The following is a 23,274-nucleotide window of genomic DNA, read 5'->3' as shown; positions in this document are numbered from 1 at the left end:
ACAGCATTTACAGCTTTGCCACACGCCAGACCCGCGCCAGATCCCGCGCCCGGTCATGCAGCAGGCTCGCTGCATTGCGGCAGGCTTCGTCCAGAGTCATCGGCCCGCTGGCCAGGGCGAATGCGGCGCTGATGCCATGTTCGTACAGGCGCTCATAGCCTTCGCCCAGAGTACCGGCCAGCACTATGACGGGTACTTGATGACGGGCGGCGACTCTGGCGACGCCAAAGGGCGTCTTGCCGCGCAAGGTCTGGGCATCGAAGCGCCCTTCCCCGGTAATCACCAGGTCCGCGCCCACCAGCGCCTGTTCAAGCCCCGTGAGATCGGCCACCACTTCCACGCCTGCCCTGAAGGAAGCCTTGAGATAGGCCTTGGCCGCAAAGCCCATGCCGCCCGCGGCACCGCTGCCGGGGCTGTCGCGCAGATCCTGGCCGACCGCCTGCACGGACAGGTCGGCGAAATGCCCGAGGGCAGCATCCAGCGCCAGAACCTGTTCAGGAGATGCGCCTTTCTGCGGGCCGAAAATGTGCGACGCACCGTTCGGGCCGCACAAGGGGTTGTCCACATCGGCAGCGATTTCAAAGCGTACATCGGCCAAACGCGGATCAAAGCCGCTCAGATCAACGCGAGCCAGTTGCGCCAATGCCAGGCCACCCGACGCCAAAGGCTGGTCATTGCCGTCGAGAAACCGTGCGCCGAGCGCCGACAGCATGCCGGTGCCGGCATCGTTGGTCGCGCTGCCGCCAATGGCCAGGATCACCCGTTGCGCTCCGGCGTCCAGCGCCAGGGCAATCAGCTGACCCGTACCGTAAGTCGTGGTGATGCAGGCATTGCGTTGTTCGAGGGTCAGCAATTGCAGGCCGCTGGCCATGGCCATTTCGATAATCGCGGTGCGGCTGTGGGGCAGCCAGCCCCAGTGGGCGTGAACCGGGCTTTCCAGTGGGCCGCGAACTTCGGCGCTCATCAATTGCCCGTTACAGGCGGCCAATACGGCTTCGATGGTGCCTTCGCCACCGTCGGCCATCGGGCATTGTATCAATTCGGCAGTCGGCCAGACGTCGGCAAGGCCGCTGGCAATGGCACTAGCGACAGCCTGGGCGCTGAGACTGTCCTTGAAAGAGTCGGGTGCGATGACGATTTTCATTGTTGTTCTCCATATCCGATGCAGGGATGTTCTCACCCCGTCATGGATTTTCCGCCTGCCCTTCGCACAATGATTTTCAAAGGTTATCGGTCATTTGAACAAAACTCGCCTTCAGCCAGAGCGAGGTGTCATCTGCACGCCCAGATACAAACGCAGCAAGTCATCGGTCTTGTAAGGATCACAGCCCGTCAGCTCGGCAATCTTTTCCAGCCTGTAACGCAGGCTGTTGCGATGGATACCCAGAGCTTCGGCGCAGGCCTGGCTTTCACCGCTGTACTCGAACCAGCTGCACAGGGTTTCCAGCAACTGGCCATGATTGTGCAAACGGCCAATCGGCTCGGCGACTTCCTGAGCCAGCCAGTCGTGACGATGACGCCAGAACAGCACCGGCAGACGATAAGCCGACAGACGCAACAGACGCTGATCGGGCCGCGACTGACTGGCGTAATCGAGCAGGTCCTGCGCTGCGCTGCAGGCATGGCGCAAAGCGGGCAGATCCGCCGATTGCTCTGCAGTGGCCATGCGTAACACCGGCCAGCCATGCTCGTCGAACTGCTTGAGCAGCAAGGCATCGTCCCGATCCTTGCCCTGTGCCCGACACCAGTACAGCAAAGTGGGCTCGCGCATCACACACCAGCTGTCGGCATAGCGCCCATTGAGCCAGGCAACCAGTTGACTGGCCGTGGACGCAGGCTCGGACAGGCGGATCAATACCGCCTGACGCGGCAAGTGAGGTTGCAGTCCCAGTTGTCGTGCTTCATCCACCAGGCTTTCCGGGCAGTCCTGTAACAGCAGGCGGGCCAGCAGGTCTTCACTGCGCTGCAAGCGCCACTGTCGATCAGCCTGCTGACGGCGATGCTCCATCAGCATTTCGGCAGTCATGCGCACCAGTTCGCCGTAGACACGCACCTCGTCCGGCTCACCGGTAATGCCCAGTACGCCCACCAGCTTGTGGTCGAGCATCAGCGGCAGGTTCACGCCGGGTTTGACGCCGCCCAGATGCAGCGCGGCCTGGGAGTCGATCTCCACCACCCGGCTGTTGGCCAGCACCAGTTGCGCTCCTTCATGGCGGGTACACAGACGTTCGGGATCGCCACTGCCGATGATGATGCCCAGGTAGTCCATGACATTGACGTTGTAAGGAAGGATCGCCATGGCCCGATCGACAATGTCCTGAGCCAGCACTCGGTCAAGGGCGAACATGGAAAAGACCCTGCGGCAGGAAAGGCTTGGAATGGATAGGCATGGGACACATTTTTGGATTTATTGAGACCGGAAGTGTGCCTGCAAGTTTGGGGATTGTCTTTAGCCCGGCGTGCGCCGCTACAGCGGCACCAACCGTTCGCGGCTGTTGCTCAGATGAGTCCACATTGCAGCCCTTGCGGCATCGGGGTCTTTGCGACGGATGGCGCTGAGCAGGGCTTCATGTTCGAGGTTGGCCAGATAGCCGTGGGGAGCCATGCTGGCACCGGCGCGCTCGCTCGATGCGATGCGCGTGCGGGGAATGATCGCGCTGCCCAGGTGCTGCATGATTTCAATGAAGTACGGGTTGCCTGTGGCTTCGGCGATCAGCATGTGAAAGCGCTTGTCGGCTTCCACGCAACTGTCTTCATTGGCCAGCAGATCCTGATAGTCATCCAGCGCCTGACGCATCGCCGCCAGTTGCTCATCGGTACGACGCAATGCGGCCAGGGCCACGGCCTGGGTTTCCAGGCCGATGCGCAGTTCGATGATGTCCCGCACCCGGGAGACCGTTTCAACCTTGAGACGCAACCCGGTCTGATCGCTGCGCTCCAGCACGAAGGTGCCGACGCCATGGTGAGTCACGACCAGCCCCGACGCCTGCAATTTGGAAATGGCTTCGCGCACCACGGTGCGACTGACGCCGTGCTCACGAACGATCTCGTTTTCGGACGGCAGCTTCTGGCCGGGCGCGATCTTGCCCAGCAGGATCCGCTGGCTGAGCTCGGTGACCAGATCGGTGGCCAGGCTGTGCTGACGACGTTTCGAAGAGGCGATGCTGGGTTCTTGCATGACGGTCATGTCCTGAAACACCGGTTTCCGACCTTCTCACTTGTCTGAAACAAGGAGTGGAAGGTCGACGATGGGCTGGATCATAACACCGGATAGCCTGCGGGATGCCCATTCGCCAAGGGCTCTGCACTTGTCTAACTTGTCAGACAAGTGATCATTAAATCAAAAAACAGCTTTTTCAGCACCGGCTGTCTTTTCCAGAACCTTCTGCTCTCCCTTTCTCGAAAACGCTCTCAAATCCCAGCTACACAAATCCTTTAAACCCAATGAATAATGGGGTTAAAACAATAAAACCCCTGAAAAATCCACATCAATTCCAAACCTGCTCATTTTCAAAAAAGACAAAAAATGCCTGATACCAAGCGTCAGAGGGACTTGCGCGGCAAACTTTTACTTGTATGATGACCGACAATGCAAGGGACACATCTTGCACATACCCGCATAAAAACAACGAGTGGGAGATTCAACCTTGAGCACGTCCAATCCCGGGATAGCTGACCACAAGGACCCCGTCCTGAGTTCGGCCATATCCAAAGTAAAACGCCACGTTCTGCCGCTTTTCGTCATCATGTTCATCGTGAACTACATCGACCGGGTGAACATCGGCTTCGTGCGTTCGCACATGGAGCATGATCTGGGCATCGGTGCTGCGGCCTATGGCCTGGGTGCCGGCCTGTTCTTCATCGGTTACGCGCTGTTCGAAGTTCCTTCCAACCTGCTGCTGCAAAAAGTCGGCGCCCGAATCTGGCTGACACGCATCATGTTCACCTGGGGCATCGTTGCCTCCTGCATGGCCTTCATCCAGAACGAAACCCACTTCTATATCCTGCGTTTCCTGCTGGGCGTGGCCGAAGCCGGTTTCTTCCCGGGCGTGATCTACTACTTCACCCGCTGGCTGCCAGGCGCCGAACGCGGCAAGGCCATTGCCATCTTCCTCAGCGGCTCGGCCATTGCTTCGCTGATTGCCGGCCCGCTGTCAGGCCTGCTGTTGCAGATCAACGGTCTGGGCATGAAAGGCTGGCAGTGGATGTACTTCATCGAAGGCATGTTCTCGGTGGGGCTGTGCTTCTTTGTCTGGTTCTGGCTGGACTCCAAACCTCACGATGCCAAGTGGCTGACCCGCGAGGAACAGGACGCTCTGGTCAAAGCCATCGACGACGAGCAACTGGCCCGCGAAGCGGCAACCCCCATCAAGCCGTCACTGGGCAAGCTGCTCAAGGACAGCCAGATCATTCTGTTCTGCCTGATCTACTTCTTCATCCAGTTGACCATTTATGCCGCAACCTTCTGGCTGCCCAGCATCATCAAGAAAATGGGTGACCTGAGCGACATTCAGGTGGGCTTCTTCAACTCGATCCCCTGGTTGCTGTCGATCATCGGCATGTACGCCTTCGCTTCGCTGTCGGCCAAATGGAAACACCAGCAGGCCTGGGTCGCCACTGCCCTGCTGATCGCGGCCGCCGGGATGTTCCTGTCCACCACCGGCAGCCCGGTCTTTGCCTTTGTCGCCATCTGTTTCGCGGCCCTGGGCTTCAAGTCGGCATCGTCACTGTTCTGGCCTATCCCGCAAGCCTATCTGGATGCGCGCATCGCTGCGGCGGTCATCGCACTGATCAACTCGGTGGGCAACCTGGGCGGTTTCGTGGCCCCGACCACCTTCGGCATTCTCGAACAGAACACCGGCTCGATTCAGGGCGGGCTCTATGGCCTGACCGCAACGTCGCTGATTGCCGCAGTCATCGTCTTTGCCGCCCGCAACAAGCCCAAGCCTGGCGCCACACCGGTTGCCGCCGTACAGACATCGGCCAGTCATTGATCACTCACGGACTCGCCTTTAAAAGGATCAGACCATGAACACTCCAAACAAGACCCCTGTCATCACCAGCCTGCAGGTCGTGCCGGTGGCGGGCCACGATGACATGCTGCTCAACCTCAGCGGCGCGCATGGCCCTTACTTCACCCGCAACATCGTGATTCTCAAGGACAACGCCGGTAATACCGGCGTGGGTGAAGTGCCTGGCGGCGAGCGCATTCGCCAGACGCTGGAAGATGCCCGCTCACTGGTGATCGGCAGCAGCATCGGCACGTATCAGAAGATCCTCAACGACGTGCGCCAGGCATTCGCCGAACGCGATTCGGGAGGCCGCGGCCAACAGACGTTCGACTTGCGCATCACCATTCACGCGGTCACCGCACTGGAAGCTGCGCTGCTCGACTTGCTCGGCCAGCATCTGGAAGTGCCGGTGGCCGCCCTGCTGGGCGAAGGCCAGCAGCGCGATTCGGTGGAAATGCTCGGTTATCTGTTTTATGTCGGCGACCAGCACCAGACCAACCTGCCCTACCGCAGCGAAGCGGATGCCGACAACGACTGGTTCCGGGTCCGCCACGAAAAGGCACTGACACCCGAGGCCGTGGTTCGCCTGGCAGAAGCCGCTCACAGCCGTTATGGCTTCCAGGACTTCAAGCTCAAGGGCGGCGTATTGCGCGGCGACGAGGAAATCGAAGCCGTGACCGCCCTGGCCGAACGTTTCCCCGATGCGCGCATCACCCTGGACCCGAACGGCGCCTGGTCATTGAAAGAAGCCATTCGCCTGTGCCGTGACCAGCATCATGTGCTGGCCTATGCCGAAGACCCGTGCGGCGCCGAAAACGGTTTCTCCGGGCGCGAAGTCATGGCCGAGTTCCGCCGCGCCACCGGCCTGAAGACCGCCACCAACATGATCGCCACCGACTGGCGTGAAATGGGTCATGCGATCCAGTTGCAGTCCGTGGACATTCCGCTGGCCGATCCGCACTTCTGGACCATGCAGGGCTCGGTACGGGTCGCCCAGATGTGCAACGAATGGGGCCTGACATGGGGCTCGCATTCCAACAACCATTTCGATATTTCCCTGGCGATGTTTACCCATGTAGCCGCCGCTGCACCGGGTGATATCACCGCCATCGATACCCACTGGATCTGGCAGGACGGCCAGCGCCTGACCAAAGAGCCTCTGCGGATCATCGGTGGTCATGTGCAGGTCCCGAAAAAACCGGGGCTGGGTATCGAACTGGATGTGGACCAGCTCAACAAGGCCCATGAACTGTACAAAGGCATGGGCCTGGGCGCCCGCAACGATGCGGTCGCCATGCAGTTCCTGATTCCGAACTGGGAGTTCAACAACAAGCAGCCTTGCCTGGTGCGTTGATTTCCCCCTTTCACCGAGACACTTGCCTTTCCTCCCTGGCAACCGGCGCGTAACCCCCTTGCGCGCCGTTTTTTTGCTCCGCTCATGACGTGCTATGGTGTGCGCACCATTTGCCGCGACTGACTGTCATGCTGCATATCGCCCGCACCCACCCGCGCCTGATTCTGGCCACATTGATGGGCCTGGTTGGCGGCATCGCCTCCACCCTTCTATATAAAGACGCCTCCGTTACCAGCAATTGCCTGACCGGCTGGAACATCGGCGTGTGGCTTTACCTGATCCTGATCTTTACCCGCACCCTGCGCAGCAACGCCGAAGACGTCAAGAGAGTCGCCTTGATCGAGGATGAAAATGCCGGCGTGATCCTGGTGACCGTGAGCATCGCGGCACTGGCCAGCCTCGCGGCAATCTTCCTCGAACTGGCAGGCAACAAGGACATGACCGCCAACGAGCGCATGCTGCACTACGCCTTTACCGGCCTGACCATTGCAGGTTCCTGGCTGATGATCGGGGTGGTCTTCAGCCTGCATTACGCCCGCCTGTTCTACACATGGAAAGGCAAGGAACCGGCCCTGCGTTTTGCCGATGGCGAAACCCGGCCCGATTACTGGGACTTCCTGTATTTCTCCTTCACCCTGAGCGTCGCCGTGCAAACCTCGGATGTGGGCGTAGCCAGCCGGAACATGCGCCGGATCGTCCTGGCCCAAAGCCTGATCGGCTTTGTGTTCAATACCGCGATCCTGGGGTTTTCCATCAACATCGCAGCCAGCCTGTTTGGCTGACAGAAAACCAGGCCTCTGGAGCCCTCGAATGACAAAAACAAGCATTGCAGTGATCGATGACTGGCAAGACATTGCCAGCGATGTGGTGGACTGGTCCGTGCTGGCGCCTATCGGCGAAGTCAGTTTTCTGCATGAGTTCCCGGCCGACACCGCAACCATGGTGCAGCGCCTGCAGGGTTTCGAAGTCATTTGCGTGATGCGCGAACGCACCCTGTTCGATGAAGCCCTGCTGAGCCAGTTACCGCGCCTCAAGCTGCTGGTGACAGGCGGCATGCGCAACGCCGCCATTGATATCAAGGCTGCGAAGCGGCTGGGGATCGAAGTCTGTGGCACCGAGAGCTATAAACATGCCGCGCCGGAACTGACCTGGGCGCTGATCATGGGCGTCACCCGCAATCTGGTTGCGGAAGCCAACTCATTGCGCGACGGCAAATGGCAAGTCGGCCTGGGCAGCGATCTGCATGGCAAGACACTGGGGATTCTGGGGCTGGGCAGCATCGGTAAATGGATTGCCCGCTACGGGCAGGCGTTCGGCATGAACGTCATCGCCTGGAGCCAGAACCTGACAGCCGAAGCAGCAGCCGAGTCGGGTGTCACGTATGTCAGCAAGCAGGAATTGTTCGAGCAGGCCGACGTGCTGTCGGTGCATCTGGTGCTCAGCGACCGCAGTCGTGGACTGGTGGATGCACAAGCCCTGGGCTGGATGAAACCGAGTGCCTATCTCATCAACTCGTCCCGTGGGCCGATCATCGATGAAGCGGCGCTGATTGCGACCCTGCAACAACGCAGGATTGCCGGTGCTGCGATGGACGTCTTCGATACCGAGCCATTGCCAGCCGAACATCCGTTCCGAACGCTGGACAATGTATTGGCGACCCCGCATATCGGTTATGTCACCGAAAACAACTACCGGACCTTCTTCGGTCAGATGATCGAAGATATCCAGGCCTGGCATGCGGGCGCGCCAATCCGGGTATTTGCCTGACGTGAAGGAACGTCTTCGCGAGCCGTCTCGCGAAGACTTCATGCCTTACAAGCTGTAGGAAATACCGGCCTGCACAGTGCGAGGTGCCCCTGGGTAGGCAAAGGCATTGCCCCACGCCCCTTCTTCAAACTCTTTGTTGAAGAGGTTTTTCACATCAAGATTGAGCTTCACGCGATCGTTGACCTTGTAGTAGGTCAGCAGATCGAAAACCGTGTAGCTGTCCATGTCAAACGACTCATTGACCGTCCGCCCTTCACGCTGCGCCACATAACGGCCACCCGCGCCAACACCCAGACCTCTGAAAAAGCCGTCCTGGAATTCATAGACGTTCAACAGGCTGAAGCTCTGCTCCGGGATATTCGCCAGGCGAGTGCCTTTTCTCAGGGAGTTGTCCTTGGTGACTTCGGCATCAACGTAGGCATAGTTACCCATCAGGCGCCATTCAGGCGTCAGGTTGCCGACCACGCTCAGATCGAAACCACGGCTGCGCACTTCACCCGCAGCCACACTGAAGGCCGGGTCGACCGGATCGCTGGTCAGGACGTTTTTCTTGTCGATCTGATAGACAGCGGCATCGACGCTCAACTGACGATCAAGAGCCTGCCACTTCACACCGACTTCATAAGACTTGCCTTCTTCGGCCTTGAAGCCACCACCCAGACGACTCGCGCCAGTGTTTGGCTTGAAGGAGCGCGCCGTGTTGGCGTAGACCGCGACCGTGTCGGTCAGGTCGTAGATCAGGCCCAGACGCGGAGTGACCGCGTTTTCAGCCTTGGTGAAGTCTTCGGTGGTGGAGAGGTAGGAGTCATAGTCGTGCTCGAAACGCTCGAAGCGGGCACCGGCCAGCAATTTCAGACGCTCGGTGAGGGCCACCTGATCCTGCAGGAACGCTGCGTAGGTCTTGAGGTTTTCCTTGTCATGGGTCGTGGTGCGAGTCAGCGCCGGACGAGCCTGGCCGTAGACCGGATCGTAGATGTCGATGGTGTAGGCGTTCAGACCTGCTGCGGAGCGCTGGATGATGGACTTGTAGTCGTAGTCCTCATATTCCACACCGGCCAGCAGTGTGTGATCGAAGCCACCGGCCGTGAAGTTGCCGGTGACGTTGAACTGCACGTCGCGGTCGGTCCACTCCAGTTTGCGATAGTTGTAGTTACGCGCCAGCGTGCGGCCATCGGGATTCATGCCGTTGGCTTCGACCGCGTCACCTTGCATAGTGCCGTCGAGCAACTGGAAACCGCCGCCCAGCTTCCAGCTGTCGTTGAGATCATGCTCGAAACGCACCTGGGCCATGCTGGTGTCGGTGTGCAGCTTGCCCGCGTCCTTTTCGCCGAAGAACGAGTCACGGGAAGCGGTGCGCGGCTGGTTGGTATAGCGTGTCAGACCACGGTCGAGGGGCGCATTGTTGCGCATGAAATCACCCTCGAAGATGATGCGGGTCGCGTCGTTGACCTGCCAGCTCAAGACCGGAGTAATGCCGTAACGCTCGGTTTCAACGTGATCGCGGAAGGTATCGCCGCCCTCGCCCACCACATTCAGGCGATAGGCAAAACGGCCTTCGTCATCAAGCGGGCCGGTGGCATCCAGCGTGCCACGCTTCATGCCCTGATCGTTGATCTGGCTGCCCAGGGTCACGGCTCTTTCTGCCAGCGGCTGCTTGGAAACCACGTTGAACGTACCGCCGGGATCGCCACGGCCATACAGCGTGGTCGCCGGGCCGCGCAGGACCTCAAGACGCTCGATGGTGTTGGCATCGGGCATGCTCGGATAACCCCGGTTGATCGGGAAACCGTTGCGATAGAACTCGCCGGTGGTAAAACCACGCACGGTGAAGGTCGTCAGGCCCTGAGCGCCGAAATTGTTGGCACGACCCACGCCACCGGCGTAGTCGAGTGCATCCTGCAGGCGCGTCGCGCTGATGTCTTCCACCGCTTCGCGGGTGACAACGCTGACCGACTGCGGCGTTTCATGCAAGGAAGTGTCGGTGCGGGTGGCGCTGGCGGAACGGGTCGCACGATAGCCCTGGACAGGACCTGTGGCCCGCTCGGTGTCGGCAGAGCCCTGGATATCGATATTCTGCAACTCGATCGATGCTTTATCGGCAGTAACCTGATCAGCCCAGGCAGCCTGGCTGATGGCTTGGATGACGCAAAGAGAAACTAAAGTACGACGCATGAACGTGTATATCCCCGATGAAAACCAGGCCTTCATTGGACCCGGCAGGTTTTTTTGCGCGAATAGTATAGATTCTCATTACTACTTGATACAAATTGCCAATAAATAAAAATGGACAGAAACGGACCTCTCACAAATGCATCGAGAAAGAGGCAAACTGGCGTCCTGCACAGCCTCATCAGGAGCCACCCAAAATGCCACTCTCACACCAGCCCGCTTCTGCCAACTGCGCACTGCTGGTCATCGACATGCAATATGACTTCATGCCCGGTGGCAGCCTGGCAGTCACCGACGGCGACGCCGTTCTGCCTTTGATCAACCGTCTGGGCGAACGCTTCACACAAGTGATCGTCACTCAGGACTGGCATCCGGCCGGTCATATCTCCTTTGCCTCCAGCCATGAGGGCCGCACACCTTTCGAGAGCATCACCCTGCCCTACGGTCCTCAGACACTGTGGCCGGATCACTGCATACAAGGCAGCCAGGGCGCGCAGTTGCATGCCGAGCTGAACCTGCCCCACGCACAACTGATCCTCCGCAAAGGCTGCAATGCGCAGATCGACAGCTATTCCGCGTTTCTGGAAGCGGATCGCACCACCACAACCGGGCTGGCCGGTTACCTGAAAGAGCGCGGCATCGACACGTTATTCGTGGTCGGCCTGGCGCTGGATTTCTGCGTCTCCTGGTCAGCCCAGGACGCCCGCAAGGCTGGCTTCAATACCTACGTGATCGAAGACGCCTGCCGCGCCATCGACATGAACGGCTCACTGGAAAATGCCTGGCAGGCGATGCTGGCAAGCGGGGTAAACCGGGTTCAGAGCGAGGACGTGTTGACCCCATAAAAGCTTGCGCCTGAACAGTCGAACGAACGACCGCTGGTCCGTGTCTGAACCAACAGCCCACAGACGCAGGAAGTTGAGTTCCATGGACCAGACCCCAGACGGCAAGACCCCAGGCCTTTCAGCCGAAGAGCAACGCGAAATCGATGAAAACCAGCCGCCTCGTGCGGCTGTTCTGCATGAAACCATTCGTATCCAGGGCGACCATGAACTGGAACGCAGCGCTGCGGCCCTGTGGTGGTCGGCGCTGGCCGCGGGCCTGACCATGGGGCTGTCGCTGATGGCCATGGGGCTGTTCAAGTCGCGGCTGGCAGATGTGGAAGCCAGCCATGTCATCGCCAGCCTCGGTTATTCGGCAGGTTTTCTGGCGGTGATCCTCGCTCGCCAGCAACTCTTCACGGAAAACACCCTCACCGCCGTATTGCCGGTCATGAGCAAGCTGACCCTGGGCAACGTCGCCAGGCTGCTGCGGTTATGGACCATCGTCCTGGCAGGTAATCTGGCCGGCACCCTGCTGGTGGCCTACGTGATGCTGAACCTGCCGATTTTCGATAGCAAAACCGACCAGGCGTTTCTGGAGATCGGCCGCAAGGTCATGGAAAACGACGTCAGCCACATGTTTTCCAAAGGCATCGTCTCCGGCTGGATGATTGCGACCATGGTCTGGATGATCGCCTCCATGGAGAACGCTAAGATAGCCATCATTGTAATGATCACTTACCTGATGGCTTTGGGTGACTTCACCCATATCGTGGTCGGCTCCGCCGAAGTGTCCTACCTGGTATTTGCCGGGGAAATTGCCTGGAAAGATTTCTGGCTGGTCTTCGCAGGCCCTACCCTGGCCGGCAATATCATCGGCGGCAGTTTCATTTTCGGGCTGCTCAGCCATGCGCAGATTCGCAGTGAAAAGGACACGACGGCCAAATGGGAACGCGATCGCAAGAAACGTCACGCCGAAGCGCTGGCACAAAAAGAACAGAAACGTGCCGAAAGTGCATAACCCGGCAACCCCAGACCACGACAATCAAAGTTTCTTAAACTTTTATTAAGCAAACACCCGGGCATTAAAAGGCAAACTACGGTTTTCCCGTATTTATTCAGGCAAAGATCATGACCAGAATCCTGGCAATCGAAGACGATGCTGTCACCGCAAGGGAAATCGTTGCGGAGCTCAGCAGCCATGGCCTTGAAGTGGACTGGGTGGATAACGGTCGTGATGGTTTCGCCCGGGCCGCGAGCGGCGAATATGACCTCATCACGCTGGATCGAATGCTGCCGGAAATGGACGGCTTGAGTATCGTCACCAACCTGCGCGCCCAGGGGATTGCCACCCCGATCCTGATGATCAGCGCGCTGTCGGATGTGGACGAGCGTGTGCGTGGCCTGCGTGCCGGGGGCGATGACTACCTGCCAAAACCTTTCGCCTCCGATGAAATGGCGGCACGGGTCGAAGTGCTGCTGCGCCGCAGCAATCCCGTGACGGCTGCCAAGACCGTCCTGCAGGTCGCCGACCTGGAGTTGAACCTGATCAGCCGTGAAGCCTGCCGGGGCGGCAAACCACTCACTCTGCTGCCTACCGAATACAAGCTGCTGGAATTTCTCATGCGCAACAGCGGGCAGATCATTACCCGGATGATGATTTTCCAGGAAGTCTGGGGTTATCACTTCGATCCGGGCACCAACCTGATCGATGTACATATCGGCCGTCTGCGCAAGAAGATCGACCCGCCAGGCACCCCGCCGCTGATCCAGACTGTTCGGGGCTCCGGCTATGTTATTGCCGAACCCGTCTAAAGGCTGGCGTTCTTCAAGCAGTCGCCTGCTGGCGCTGTACAGTTTTCTGTTCGTGGCCTGGAGCGGCATTCTGCTGGGCGTGCTGTATTGGGAAGTCACCTCCTACCTGGGCAACCTCGCCCGCCATTCGCTGATGCAGCGCCAGCAACTGTTTTCCCGCTTTGAAGGCCATGAACTGGTCGATGCGCTGGCCACCAGCATGACGTTCGATATGCGCTCCGTGGATGCCTACGGCCTGTTCGATGCCAATCTGCAACCGCTGGCCGGACCGATCCGCCAGATTCCCCCAAGCCTGCCGCTCGATGGCAGCATCCATCAACTGAAAAACTGCATCGAATCCAGCGACCCGGAACTGCCGAGCGACAGTTGCGATGCGATTGCCACAGAAACCCCCGATGGCCGCTGGCTGGTGCTGGTACGTGACAACGGCTCGCTGTTCGCCGTCTCGACCCTGATCCTCAAGGCCCTGCTGTGGGGCATTTCCCTGACCATCATCCCCGGCGTAGCTGGCTGGCATCTGCTGCGCCGCCGCCCCTTGCGCCGCATTCGCGCCATACAGGCCAGCGCGGAATCGATCATTGCCGGCGACATGTCAGGGCGCCTGCCGGTGTCCAACAAACGCGACGAGCTGGACATGCTGGCGGTGATCGTCAACGTCATGCTCGATCGCATCGAAAAACTGATGAACGAGGTCAAGGGTGTCTGCGACAACATCGCCCATGATTTGCGTACCCCGCTGACCCGCCTGCGCGCTCAGCTCTACCGCATCCAGCAGCAATCGGCGGACGATTCACCCCAGGCAACACAGATGGCGCAGGTGATCGCCGATGCCGACACGTTAATGGCCCGTTTTCGAGGACTTTTGCGTATTTCGGAAATAGAGGACCACCAGAGGCGCTCGGCCTTCGTGGAGCTGGATCTGCGTCCACTCTTGCAGGAACTTCACGACTTTTACCTGCCACTTGCCGAAGAAGACGAAGTGCTGCTGATACTGCAACTCAATGAGCCGTTACCGACGCTGGTCGGTGATCGCGCCTTGTTGTTTGAAGCACTGGCCAACTTGCTGAGCAATGCAATCAAATTCACACCTGCGGGTGGCACAGTCCTGATCAGTGCCTATAGCAAAGGCGATGGCAGCAGCCCTTGTATCGAAGTTCAGGACTCCGGCCCCGGCATCCCGGCCTCTGAACGCGAGGCAGTCTTCCAGCGTTTCTACCGTTGTGAAGACGGGAACCAGCAAAGCGGCTTCGGCCTTGGCCTGTCGGTGGTTGCGGCCATCGTCAATCTGCATGGCTTCAGTGTGCAGATCGGTACCAGCCAGTACGGAGGAGCCAGCATCGTAATGGAGTGCCAAAACGTTAATACCCTGATATAAAGCAGGGCCTTCCTTCTTGAAAAAACATGCCGTGCCTGCATTTTGACGAAGATAAAGGCTCTAGCCCGCGGCAAACGGCACTTCGCTATAAATCTGGCGCAGGCTGGCAAGCACTTATTTGTAACAAATCATTTCAAAAAGTGACTTTGTTGGACCGATTCAGCAAACACAAGTTCCGCACCATTGACGAGTTTTTCACGCTCGATACGCTGCTTTTCACCGAATAATATCTCTTTGATATCACCTCTTCGATTTCCCCCCGGAAAGACGGGACACCGCTCGTCGGCATTTTTATGACGCCAGCCACTTGTCGGTCCGAGGCCGCTGCGTTATCAATAGCCACCGTGATTCATGTTCTTCCCGCAACACCCCAACCATAACAATAAAGACTCAATGGATTTCGCCACTAACCAGGCGAGGCTTTGGCATGGCCGCTAGAGCAGAGAAAACCGTATTAATTAGTAGGATCGACTTAGCCTGGGAGGCTTCTATTTATGGGCGCGCAATCAAAGATCATAAGCGTTGGAGAGTTCAAGCTCTACACCGAAACCTATTGGAAAAGCAGTGCTGCAAAGACCGTTTTGTTGATTAACGGAGCACTTTCCACTACCGGTTCCTTTGGCCAGACGGTCAAGTATTTACAACCCCACTACAACCTCGTGTTGTTCGACCTGCCGTTTGCAGGACAGTCCCGCGCCCACAATCGCGACGACCTGATCGTGACCAAGGAAGATGAGGTCAAGATCCTTCTGCAAATCATCGAACGTTTCCAGGTCAACTACCTGCTTTCGGTTTCCTGGGGCGGCGTATCGGCGCTGCTGGCACTGGCCGAATCGCCACCAACGGTAGAAAAGGCACTCATTTCCTCCTTCTCTCCGGTGCTGAACGAGCCAATGCTCGACTACATCGACAAGGCGCAAATCTACCTGGCAGCCCGTGAAAAACGCAAAATCGGCTCCCTGCTCAACGACACCGTGGGCAAGTACCTGCCGCGCCTGTTCAAGCTCTACAACTACAAGCACCTGATCAGTCTTGCCGAGCACGAATACAAGCAGATCGACTTCCACATCAGCCAGATCCGCAAGCTGAGCGCCAGCAACTATGTCGAGCGTTTTTCCTCGATCAAGATCCCGGTGCTGTTCATCAATGGTGAAAAAGACGAATACACCACGGTCGAAGATGCCCGCAGTTTTGCCGATTACATTGCCCAGAGCAGCTTCAAGGCAGTCCCCGATACCGGGCATTTCCTGGACCTGGAAAGCAAGGCAGCCTGGCTGGCGTCGCAAAAGAACGTGCTGGAGTTCTTTGGCACCGAAGAAGTGAGCAGCGAGCAAGTATGGCCTGACGCAACCGCGATTGCCTGACAGCACCCGTGAAACGGTGATTCACCGGTGTTGGCTTATTCCACAAGGCAGTGGCTGTGTTGTTGATGACTATTAACCCTGAAACTCTTTTACGTTCGTTTTGCCGTGTTACCGGAAAAATCCGACCTTCGCACCCTGGACCGTCCCCGGGCCGGCCCTTGCTGGCCCTGGGACTTCACTGCGTTCTGGCGCTCTCGATCAGCGCTTGTTCTGCCGGGAAACCTGCGGAAAAAGCACTGGTTCGCGTAGCGGTCCAGCAAGTGACATCCAGCGATGTCACGACCAGTGTCGTACTCACAGGCGACATCCAGGCACGCAAAGTGACCGATCAGGCCTTTCGCGTGTCAGGCAAGCTGGTGCAGCGGTTCGTGGATGTAGGGGATCGGGTGCGGGCCAATCAGGTATTAGCCAGACTGGACCCGCGTGAACAAAAGACCGACCTCGAGTCGGCAAATGCCGAACTGGCAGCCCGGGAATCACGGTTGCGCCTTGCACAAAACAACTATAAGCGTCAGCAGACATTACTGCCCAAAGGTTATACCAATCTCAGTGAATACCAGCAGGCACTCTCCACTCTGGAAAGTGCCCGCGGGGACCTGGCCTCGTTGAAGGCCCGCCAGGCCAATGCCCGTGACCAGGTCGGTTATACCGAACTGATTGCGGTGGCCGACGGAGTCATCACCGCTCGCCACGCCGAAGAAGGCCAGGTGGTACAGGCCGCTACACCGATTTTCAGCCTTGCTCATGATGGCGAACGTGAAGCCGTATTCGCCGCTTATGAGTCTTTACTGAGTTCAGATCAGCCCGGCGGTGCCGTACTGATCAGGACCCTAGGCCTGCCCGATATCGAAGTGCCAGGCAAGATCCGTGAAATCACGCCCATCGTGTCCGCATCCAGCGGCACGTTGCGGGTACGGGTTTCACTGCCGGACACCTCTGCAACGCTGGCGCTGGGAACCGTCGTCAGTGCACAACTTCTGACCCGTTCGCAACGGGCCTTCACCCTCCCCTGGTCGGCCTTGAGCCGTACCCACGGGCAGCCTGCCGTCTGGCTGCTGGACGACAAGTCCCAGGTCAGGTTGGCCAAGGTGCAGGTGATGCGTTACGAACAGGGACAGGTTGTGATTGCCTCCGGTTTGTCGGATGGCGACAAGGTGGTTTCCAAAGGCGCTCAGTTCCTCTATCCCGGGCAAAAAGTCGATGTCGCTGAACACACAACCAGCAGCGCCTCAACCTCCGCCGCGTCATCGGAAAACACGCTATGAGTCTGACCGTAAAGACCTGCATACAACTGTGGCTGTTTTGCGTGGTGCTCATGTTTCTCTCGGGTTGTCGTGACAAACCGGTTCGCGAGTTCATCGAACGGCCTGTGCTGTTCACCGAGATCGTCGACCAGCGCAATGACCTGCACGGGCGCTTCGCAGGCAGCATCCAGCCGCAATACGAAGTGGCCCTGGGGTTTCGGGTCGCCGGGCGCATCGCCACCCGGCATGCCGAGACGGGCCAACTGGTGCGCAAAGGTGACTTGCTGGCCACTCTTGAACCCAGCGACCAGCAGAACCGGTTGCGGGCTCAACAGGCAGAACTGAGCAAGGCTCAGGCGTCGTGGCAACAGACTCGGGATGAACAGTTGCGCTACCAGCAACTGTTCGAACGGGGCGTGGGCTCGCAGGCACGTCTTGACCGGTTGAGCAGCGACCTGCGCAGTCAGGAAGCCGCTCTGCATCAGGCGAAAATTGCCGCTGAACAGGCCAGCGACCATCTCTCCTACACGCGCCTGCTGGCCGAGTTCGACGGTGTGGTCACCGGCTGGCATGCCGAGGTCGGCCAGGTGATGGTCACCGGTCATTCGGTGGTCAGTCTGGCACGTCCAGAAAGCCGCGAAGCCGTGGTGGACCTGCCGGTAGAGCTGGCAACGAATCTGGATAAAGGCATGCAGATCAAGGTGGTTTCCCAGTTGAACGAGCAGGTGTTCGTCAGCGCTCAGGTTCGCCAGTTGTCACCGCAGATCGATGCCGCGACCCGCACCCAGCGAGTGCGCCTGACCCTGCAGCAGATTCCGGACAGCTTCCGCCTGGGCTCGACCGTCAGTGTCGAAATCAGCAGCAACGTGCCCACCTTCCGCGAGTTGCCCGACACCGCCCTGCTGGAGCGTGACGGCCAGGCGCAGGTCTGGGTCATCGACCCGCAGACCGCCACCCTGAACCCGCGCACGGTGCAGGTGCTGACGCGCCATGGTTCGTCGGTGCGGGTCAGCGGTGAATTGAATGATGGCGACAAGGTCGTGATCGCTGGCGTGAACAGCCTGCGACCCGGCCAGAAAATCCGTGTCGAACGCGAGGTCAGTTTGTGAGAGAGCGCTTCAATCTGTCTGCCTGGGGCCTCAAACACCGCACGCTGGTCTGGTACATGATGTTCGTGTCACTGCTGATGGGAAGCTGGTCGTTCCTCAATCTGGGCCGTGAGGAAGACCCTTCTTTCGCCATCAAGACCATGGTCATCCAGGCACGCTGGCCGGGTGCGACATTGCCCGACACCTTGCAGCAGGTGACCGACCGCCTGGAAAAGAAGCTCGAAGAAATCGACGCGCTGGATTACGTGAAGAGCTACACGCTGGCAGGCGAATCGACGATCTTCGTGTTCCTCAAGAGTGAAACCCGCAGCGCCGATATTCCCGCCGCCTGGTATCAGGTGCGCAAGAAGATCATGGACGTTCGCGGCGAATTGCCCAGCGGCATTCAGGGCCCAGCCTTCAACGACGAATTCGGCGATGTGTTCGGCAGCATCTACGCCTTCACCGCCGACGGCCTGTCATTCCGCCAGTTGCGCGATTATGTCGAGCAGGTCCGGGCGGATATCCGCAGCGTACCGAACCTGGGCAAGATCGAACTGCTGGGCGCCCAGCGCGAAGTCATCTACCTGAACTTCTCCATCCGCAAACTGGCTGCGCTGGGTATCGATCAGCGTCAGGTGCTGCAAAGTCTTCAGGCACAGAACTCGGTCACACCGGCCGGAGTCATGGAAGCCGGCCCGGAACGTATCGCCGTGCGTACCAGCGGCCAGTTCACCAACGAACAGGACCTGCTGGCGGTGAACCTGCGCTTTGGCGACCGCTTCTTTCGCCTGAGCGATCTGGCAACGGTCGAGCGCCGCTATGCCGACCCGCCCTCCTCGCTGTTTCGCTTCAACGGCCAGCCAGCCATTGGCCTGGCAGTGGCCATGAAGCAAGGCGGCAATATCCAGGAGTTCGGCAACCGTCTGCAACAGCGTATCGATGAACTCACCGGCGAGCTGCCGCTGGGCATCGATGTGCATCTGGTGTCCAGCCAGGCCGATGTGGTCGACAAGGCCATCGGCGGTTTCACACGCGCCCTGTTCGAGGCAATCCTGATCGTGCTGGTGGTGAGTTTCATCAGCCTGGGTATTCGCGCAGGCCTGGTGGTGGCCTGTTCGATTCCGCTGGTGCTGGCGCTGGTGTTTGTCTTCATGGAATACAGCGGCATCACCATGCAGCGCATTTCACTCGGGGCCTTGATCATTGCCCTGGGCCTGCTGGTGGATGATGCGATGATCACCGTGGAGATGATGGTCACCCGGCTTGAAGGCGGAGATTCCCTGCAACAGGCTGCGACCTTTGCCTACACCTCGACCGCCTTTCCGATGCTCACCGGCACGCTGGTGACCGTCGCCGGTTTCGTGCCCATCGGCCTGAACTCCAGTTCTGCGGGTGAATACGTGTTCACCATGTTTGCGGTCATTGCCGTTGCCCTGCTGTTGTCCTGGCTGGTGGCAGTGCTGTTCGCGCCACTGATCGGCATCTATATCCTGAAAAAACCCGAGGGGCATCAGGCACACAATAGCGCCTGCAACAGCACCTTCCAGCGCGTGCTGTTGCAGGCTCTCAAGCATCGCTGGTGGGTGATCGGCGTCACAGCCGTGGTCTTTGTCGGCTCGCTGTTTGCCGGAAAGCTGCTGCAGAACCAGTTCTTCCCCGACTCCGATCGCCCGGAAATCCTGGTCGATATCTATATGCCGCAGAACGGCTCGATCGAAGGCACCCGCCAGACCATGGACCGCTTCGAGGCCACGCTCAAGGATGATCCGGACATCCTGCGCTGGAGTTCCTATGTGGGCAAAGGCGCCGTGCGCTTCTATCTGCCTCTGGACCAGCAGTTGAACAACCCGTTCTATGGGCAACTGGTGATTGTCAGCCGAGGCGGCGAAGGCCGTGACCGCCTGATCGAACGCCTGCGCCAACGCTTTCGCGATGACTTTGTCGGCGTGGGCGGCTACGTGCAACTCCTGAACATGGGACCGCCCGTGGGCTGGCCGGTGCAGTATCGGGTCAGCGGCCCGGACATCGAACAGGTTCGCAGCAATGCCATGGCCCTGGCCGCCATTCTGGATGCCAACCCCAATATCGGGCAGGTCATTTATGACTGGAACGAGCCAGGCAAGGTGCTCAAGATTCATATCGCCCAGGACAAGGTGCGCCAGTTCGGCCTTTCTTCCGAAGACGTCGCACAGATCCTCAACAGCCTGGTCACCGGCACCAGCATCACTCAGGTGCGCGACGACACTTACCTGATCGATCTGATAGGTCGTGCCGAAGATCAGGAGCGCAGCTCCCTGCAAACCCTGAGCAGCCTGCAGATCCCGACACCCAACGGCGCCACGGTACCGCTGATGGCATTCGCCACCCTGAGCTACGAACAGGAACAGCCACTGGTCTGGCGCCGTGATCGCCTGCCGACCATCACCCTGAAGGCTAATGTCATCGGCCATCTGCAACCGGCAGCACTGGTCAAACAGTTGCAACCGCAGGTCAAGGCTTTCACCGATCAATTGCCGGTGCGCTACTCGGTGGCCACAGGCGGCGCGGTAGAAGCCAGTGCCCGCTCACAGGGGCCGATCCTGAAAGTGGTGCCCTTGATGCTGCTGTTGGTGGCGAGCTTCCTGATGATCCAGCTGCACAGCGTGAAAAAGCTGATGCTGGTGGTCAGTGTCGTACCGCTGGGCCTGATAGGTGTAGTAGCCGCCCTGTTGCTGACGGGTTATCCGCTGGGCTTTGTGGCGATTCTTGGCGTGCTGGCGCTGATCGGCATCATCATCCGCAACTCGGTGATTCTGGTGACACAGATCGATGAGTTCATGGCAGCGGGCGAAGATGCCTGGACGGCGGTGGTCAAGGCCACCGAGCACCGCTGCAGGCCGATTCTGTTGACGGCAGCGGCCGCCAGCCTGGGGATGATCCCCATTGCCCGTGAAGTTTTCTGGGGACCCATGGCCTACGCCATGATCGGCGGCATTGCGATAGCCACCGTATTGACGCTGTTCTTCCTGCCCGCCTTGTACCTGGTCTGTTACCGGATCCAGGCACCCAAAGGCTGATCGCTGGATCAGAGCTCGACAGCAGAAAAATCGAACAACGACTGCGCCGCCTCGACCAGCATGCTCTGCTTGATCGGGGCCGGGCAGTCGAGGTTGCGAAACTGCTCGACTACCGTGGCGTAACTGACGTGATGCTCATGCTGGGTATGCGGCCAGTCACTGCCCCAGACCATGCGACGCGCGCCGAAAGCCTGGACCAGCAAAGGCAACGCCGCATTGGCGAAAGCCATGTTCTGTTCATCGTTGCCGCCCAGGCGGTAGATGGCAGAAACCTTCATCCAGATCTGCCCGCTCAGGCCCAGTTCCAGCAAGGCCTGAAAATCCGGATCGTCGACGCCGACGCTCGCATCGGGCCGACCGAAATGATCGACCACGATCTTGCAGCCAAACGGCAGCAGGTCGCGAATCAGTCCCGGCAGATCGGCCACATGGCGATGCAACTCAATGTGCCATCCCAGCGCCCAGACATTCTTGAACAGGTCCCGCCAGCCCGGCTCACTGAAATCCGGCAAAGGCTTGCCCATCAGGTTCAACCTGATGCCGACAACACCCTGATCGGCCATGCGCTGCAACGCCGAACGGCTGATGGTGTTATCCACCACCGCTACACCGCGCAGTTGGCCAGGCGCATGGGCCAGGGCATCGAGCAGGCATTGATTGTCCGTACCCAGAAAACTGGGCTGCACCAGCACACCATGGCTCAGGCCATGCTCGCGCAAGTTCGCCAGATAGGACTGCAAAGTGGCTTCGTAATCAGGGGTATAACGTCGACCCGGAATCAGGCTCACACCATTGCCGAAGACATGGGCATGAGCATCGATACCGAGAATCGGCGAAGTACAGGGATCAGTCATGGAACTCATCTACGAAATGAGCGCGGTGCCGTGACACCGCGCAGAGAAATAGCCGGTCAGGCCTGCTGTGGTGCGCCCTTGTCGGTGGCATCCGCCGTGACTGGCGCGCCATCCAGGGTGCGTCCTCGGGTTTCAGGCAAGCAGAGCGCAGCCACCATCGCCACGCCGTAGGCGATCCCGGCATCGATACCGATCGCCGTACCCAGCGACATGGATTCGCTCATGTGTCCGACCAGGAACGGGAAGATAGCCGACAGCACACGGCCGAAGTTGTAGCAGAAGCCAACCCCTGCCCCGCGTACATCTGCCGGGTACAGCTCGTTGAAGAACGAGCCGAGACTGGCCGGAATGCCTGCCGCGAAGAAACCCAGCGGGAAACCGAGGAACAGCATCTGTGTGTTGCTCAGCGGCAACATCAGATAACACTGCACGGTAACGATGCAGCACAGTGCGAACAACACGATGTTCTTGCGACGACCAATACGGTCGATCAACATGCCGCTGGTGATACAGCCACACCAGAAGGCGAAGATGATCACCGCCAGATAGCCACCTGAACTCAGCACCGAAAGATTGCGCTCGGTCTTGAGAAAGGTCGGCAACCAGGTCATGACCGCGTGGTAGCCACCGTGCGCACCCAGCCCCAACAGACCGCCCAGCAGCGTCACGCGCAGCAGCTCGGGACGGAAAATGCCCGCCATGGATTTGAAAAAGTTGCCCGACGGGGCCTTTTCCTTGTGCATGCGCTGATAGCTGTCCGGCTCTTCAACGTTGCGACGCACCCAGATAATCAGCAAGGCAGGCAGCAGACCGACGCCGAACATCACCCGCCAGGCAATATCCTGCGGCACGAACGAATAGATCAGGGTAAACAGCAGAACCGCCATGCCCCAACCCACGGCCCAGGCGCTTTGTACGGTGCCCATGACCTTGCCGCGGTATTTGGACTGAATGGTCTCGGCCATCAACACCGCGCCCGCCGCCCACTCACCACCGATACCAAAGCCTTGCATGGCCTTGACGATCAGCAGCTGGTTGAAGCCGGTCACGAAGGCCGACAGGAAGGTGAAGAAGGAGAACCACAGAATCATCAATTGCAGGGTACGGACCCGGCCATAACGGTCGGACAATGTACCGCCCACCCAACCGCCCAGCGCCGAAGTGACCAGGGTGACGGCACTGATCATGCCGGCGTCGCCCTTGCTCAAGGCAAAAGCGGCGATCAGCGCAGGAATCGCCAGACCGAACATCTGTACTTCCAGCGCATCCAGCGACCATCCGCCGAAGCAGGCCCAAAACGTCTTGCGTTCCCGTGGAGTGACTTCGCGATACCAACTGAACATGCGCAATAT

General features: G+C 59.1%; 19 protein-coding genes. 13 read left to right on the top strand and 6 right to left on the bottom strand.

The features are described from left to right. Window positions 1-7: 7 nt before the first annotated feature. From KQP88_RS09455 to KQP88_RS09445, 3 genes are all read right to left on the bottom strand, one after another. A complete protein-coding gene (locus KQP88_RS09455) occupies window positions 8-1,144 on the bottom strand; it encodes a glycerate kinase (RefSeq protein WP_216705477.1) in 1,137 nt (378 codons plus the stop codon). 111 nt (window positions 1,145-1,255) lie between these two features. After that, a complete protein-coding gene (locus tag KQP88_RS09450; RefSeq protein ID WP_216705476.1) occupies window positions 1,256-2,347 on the bottom strand; it encodes a sugar diacid recognition domain-containing protein in 1,092 nt (363 codons plus the stop codon). A gap of 120 nt (window positions 2,348-2,467) precedes the next feature. Then, window positions 2,468-3,178: a FadR/GntR family transcriptional regulator gene (locus KQP88_RS09445; protein WP_025259616.1), complete on the bottom strand. Its 711-nt coding sequence runs from the start codon at window positions 3,176-3,178 to the stop codon at window positions 2,468-2,470. Window positions 3,179-3,668: 490 nt separating this feature from the next. Here KQP88_RS09445 and KQP88_RS09440 point away from each other — a divergent pair, with 490 nt between their 5' ends. The 4 genes from KQP88_RS09440 (at window position 3,669) to KQP88_RS09425 (ending at window position 8,133) form a co-directional block, all read left to right on the top strand. Next, a complete protein-coding gene (locus KQP88_RS09440; RefSeq protein WP_216705920.1) occupies window positions 3,669-4,994 on the top strand; it encodes an MFS transporter in 1,326 nt (441 codons plus the stop codon). A 34-nt stretch (window positions 4,995-5,028) separates the two neighbouring features. Continuing rightward, window positions 5,029-6,366, top strand: a complete 1,338-nt coding sequence (gudD, locus tag KQP88_RS09435) for a glucarate dehydratase (protein ID WP_216705475.1) — start codon at window positions 5,029-5,031, stop codon at window positions 6,364-6,366. A gap of 128 nt (window positions 6,367-6,494) precedes the next feature. Further along, a complete protein-coding gene (locus KQP88_RS09430; protein WP_200993195.1) occupies window positions 6,495-7,148 on the top strand; it encodes a DUF1345 domain-containing protein in 654 nt (217 codons plus the stop codon). A 28-nt stretch (window positions 7,149-7,176) separates the two neighbouring features. Further along, window positions 7,177-8,133: a D-2-hydroxyacid dehydrogenase family protein gene (locus KQP88_RS09425; protein WP_216705474.1), complete on the top strand. Its 957-nt coding sequence runs from the start codon at window positions 7,177-7,179 to the stop codon at window positions 8,131-8,133. A 45-nt stretch (window positions 8,134-8,178) separates the two neighbouring features. Here the strand turns inward: KQP88_RS09425 and KQP88_RS09420 are convergent, their stop codons facing one another. Continuing rightward, window positions 8,179-10,305 carry a TonB-dependent siderophore receptor gene (locus KQP88_RS09420; protein ID WP_216705473.1) on the bottom strand — a complete coding sequence of 709 codons (2,127 nt, stop codon included), beginning with the start codon at window positions 10,303-10,305 and terminating at the stop codon, window positions 8,179-8,181. Between the two features lie 194 nt (window positions 10,306-10,499). On the opposite strand from KQP88_RS09420, the gene pncA reads away from it, so the two are divergent. The 9 genes from pncA (at window position 10,500) to KQP88_RS09375 (ending at window position 21,068) form a co-directional block, all read left to right on the top strand. Beyond that, the gene (gene pncA / locus KQP88_RS09415; protein ID WP_216705472.1) at window positions 10,500-11,147 is read left to right on the top strand and encodes a bifunctional nicotinamidase/pyrazinamidase; all 648 of its coding nucleotides are present in this window, start codon (window positions 10,500-10,502) and stop codon (window positions 11,145-11,147) included. A gap of 82 nt (window positions 11,148-11,229) precedes the next feature. Next, entirely contained in the window at window positions 11,230-12,144 is a 915-nt protein-coding gene (locus KQP88_RS09410) for a formate/nitrite transporter family protein (protein ID WP_198728685.1), read from the top strand. Between the two features lie 110 nt (window positions 12,145-12,254). Then, window positions 12,255-12,938: a response regulator transcription factor gene (locus tag KQP88_RS09405; protein WP_198728686.1), complete on the top strand. Its 684-nt coding sequence runs from the start codon at window positions 12,255-12,257 to the stop codon at window positions 12,936-12,938. Further along, complete coding sequence (locus tag KQP88_RS09400) at window positions 12,916-14,313, top strand: sensor histidine kinase (protein ID WP_095067674.1); 1,398 nt, start codon at window positions 12,916-12,918, stop codon at window positions 14,311-14,313. The genes KQP88_RS09405 and KQP88_RS09400 overlap by 23 nt, the downstream gene beginning before the upstream one ends. A gap of 26 nt (window positions 14,314-14,339) precedes the next feature. Continuing rightward, window positions 14,340-14,540 carry a hypothetical protein gene (locus KQP88_RS09395; protein ID WP_216705471.1) on the top strand — a complete coding sequence of 67 codons (201 nt, stop codon included), beginning with the start codon at window positions 14,340-14,342 and terminating at the stop codon, window positions 14,538-14,540. 357 nt (window positions 14,541-14,897) lie between these two features. Beyond that, window positions 14,898-15,677: an alpha/beta fold hydrolase gene (locus KQP88_RS09390; protein WP_253950570.1), complete on the top strand. Its 780-nt coding sequence runs from the start codon at window positions 14,898-14,900 to the stop codon at window positions 15,675-15,677. A 65-nt stretch (window positions 15,678-15,742) separates the two neighbouring features. Continuing rightward, window positions 15,743-16,942: an efflux RND transporter periplasmic adaptor subunit gene (locus KQP88_RS09385; RefSeq protein ID WP_216705470.1), complete on the top strand. Its 1,200-nt coding sequence runs from the start codon at window positions 15,743-15,745 to the stop codon at window positions 16,940-16,942. Further along, window positions 16,939-18,030, top strand: coding sequence for an efflux RND transporter periplasmic adaptor subunit (locus tag KQP88_RS09380; RefSeq protein ID WP_216705469.1), 1,092 nt, complete (start codon window positions 16,939-16,941; stop codon window positions 18,028-18,030). Before KQP88_RS09385 ends, KQP88_RS09380 begins: the two co-directional genes overlap by 4 nt. Continuing rightward, window positions 18,027-21,068, top strand: coding sequence for an efflux RND transporter permease subunit (locus KQP88_RS09375; protein WP_216705468.1), 3,042 nt, complete (start codon window positions 18,027-18,029; stop codon window positions 21,066-21,068). Before KQP88_RS09380 ends, KQP88_RS09375 begins: the two co-directional genes overlap by 4 nt. 8 nt (window positions 21,069-21,076) lie before the next feature. Here the strand turns inward: KQP88_RS09375 and KQP88_RS09370 are convergent, their stop codons facing one another. Next, window positions 21,077-21,922, bottom strand: coding sequence for an amidohydrolase family protein (locus KQP88_RS09370; protein ID WP_216705467.1), 846 nt, complete (start codon window positions 21,920-21,922; stop codon window positions 21,077-21,079). Between the two features lie 56 nt (window positions 21,923-21,978). Continuing rightward, entirely contained in the window at window positions 21,979-23,274 is a 1,296-nt protein-coding gene (locus KQP88_RS09365) for an MFS transporter (RefSeq protein ID WP_264302374.1), read from the bottom strand.

Origin of the sequence: Pseudomonas lijiangensis (assembly GCF_018968705.1) — a bacterium.
GTDB lineage: Bacteria > Pseudomonadota > Gammaproteobacteria > Pseudomonadales > Pseudomonadaceae > Aquipseudomonas > Aquipseudomonas lijiangensis.
This window is presented reverse-complemented; position numbering and strand designations above follow the sequence as displayed.

What these genes read in the sequence shown, in the direction of transcription:
- KQP88_RS09385 (WP_216705470.1), top strand. Translation starts at nt 15,743, where the DNA reads ATGACTATTAACCCTGAAACTCTTTTACGTTCGTTTTGCCGTGTTACC.
- KQP88_RS09450 (WP_216705476.1), bottom strand. Translation starts at nt 2,347, where the DNA reads ATGTTCGCCCTTGACCGAGTGCTGGCTCAGGACATTGTCGATCGGGCC.
- KQP88_RS09380 (WP_216705469.1), top strand. Translation starts at nt 16,939, where the DNA reads ATGAGTCTGACCGTAAAGACCTGCATACAACTGTGGCTGTTTTGCGTG.
- KQP88_RS09425 (WP_216705474.1), top strand. Translation starts at nt 7,177, where the DNA reads ATGACAAAAACAAGCATTGCAGTGATCGATGACTGGCAAGACATTGCC.
- KQP88_RS09445 (WP_025259616.1), bottom strand. Translation starts at nt 3,178, where the DNA reads ATGCAAGAACCCAGCATCGCCTCTTCGAAACGTCGTCAGCACAGCCTG.
- KQP88_RS09410 (WP_198728685.1), top strand. Translation starts at nt 11,230, where the DNA reads ATGGACCAGACCCCAGACGGCAAGACCCCAGGCCTTTCAGCCGAAGAG.
- KQP88_RS09395 (WP_216705471.1), top strand. Translation starts at nt 14,340, where the DNA reads ATGCCGTGCCTGCATTTTGACGAAGATAAAGGCTCTAGCCCGCGGCAA.
- gudD (WP_216705475.1), top strand. Translation starts at nt 5,029, where the DNA reads ATGAACACTCCAAACAAGACCCCTGTCATCACCAGCCTGCAGGTCGTG.
- KQP88_RS09455 (WP_216705477.1), bottom strand. Translation starts at nt 1,144, where the DNA reads ATGAAAATCGTCATCGCACCCGACTCTTTCAAGGACAGTCTCAGCGCC.
- KQP88_RS09420 (WP_216705473.1), bottom strand. Translation starts at nt 10,305, where the DNA reads ATGCGTCGTACTTTAGTTTCTCTTTGCGTCATCCAAGCCATCAGCCAG.
- KQP88_RS09370 (WP_216705467.1), bottom strand. Translation starts at nt 21,922, where the DNA reads ATGACTGATCCCTGTACTTCGCCGATTCTCGGTATCGATGCTCATGCC.
- KQP88_RS09400 (WP_095067674.1), top strand. Translation starts at nt 12,916, where the DNA reads ATGTTATTGCCGAACCCGTCTAAAGGCTGGCGTTCTTCAAGCAGTCGC.
- pncA (WP_216705472.1), top strand. Translation starts at nt 10,500, where the DNA reads ATGCCACTCTCACACCAGCCCGCTTCTGCCAACTGCGCACTGCTGGTC.
- KQP88_RS09405 (WP_198728686.1), top strand. Translation starts at nt 12,255, where the DNA reads ATGACCAGAATCCTGGCAATCGAAGACGATGCTGTCACCGCAAGGGAA.
- KQP88_RS09430 (WP_200993195.1), top strand. Translation starts at nt 6,495, where the DNA reads ATGCTGCATATCGCCCGCACCCACCCGCGCCTGATTCTGGCCACATTG.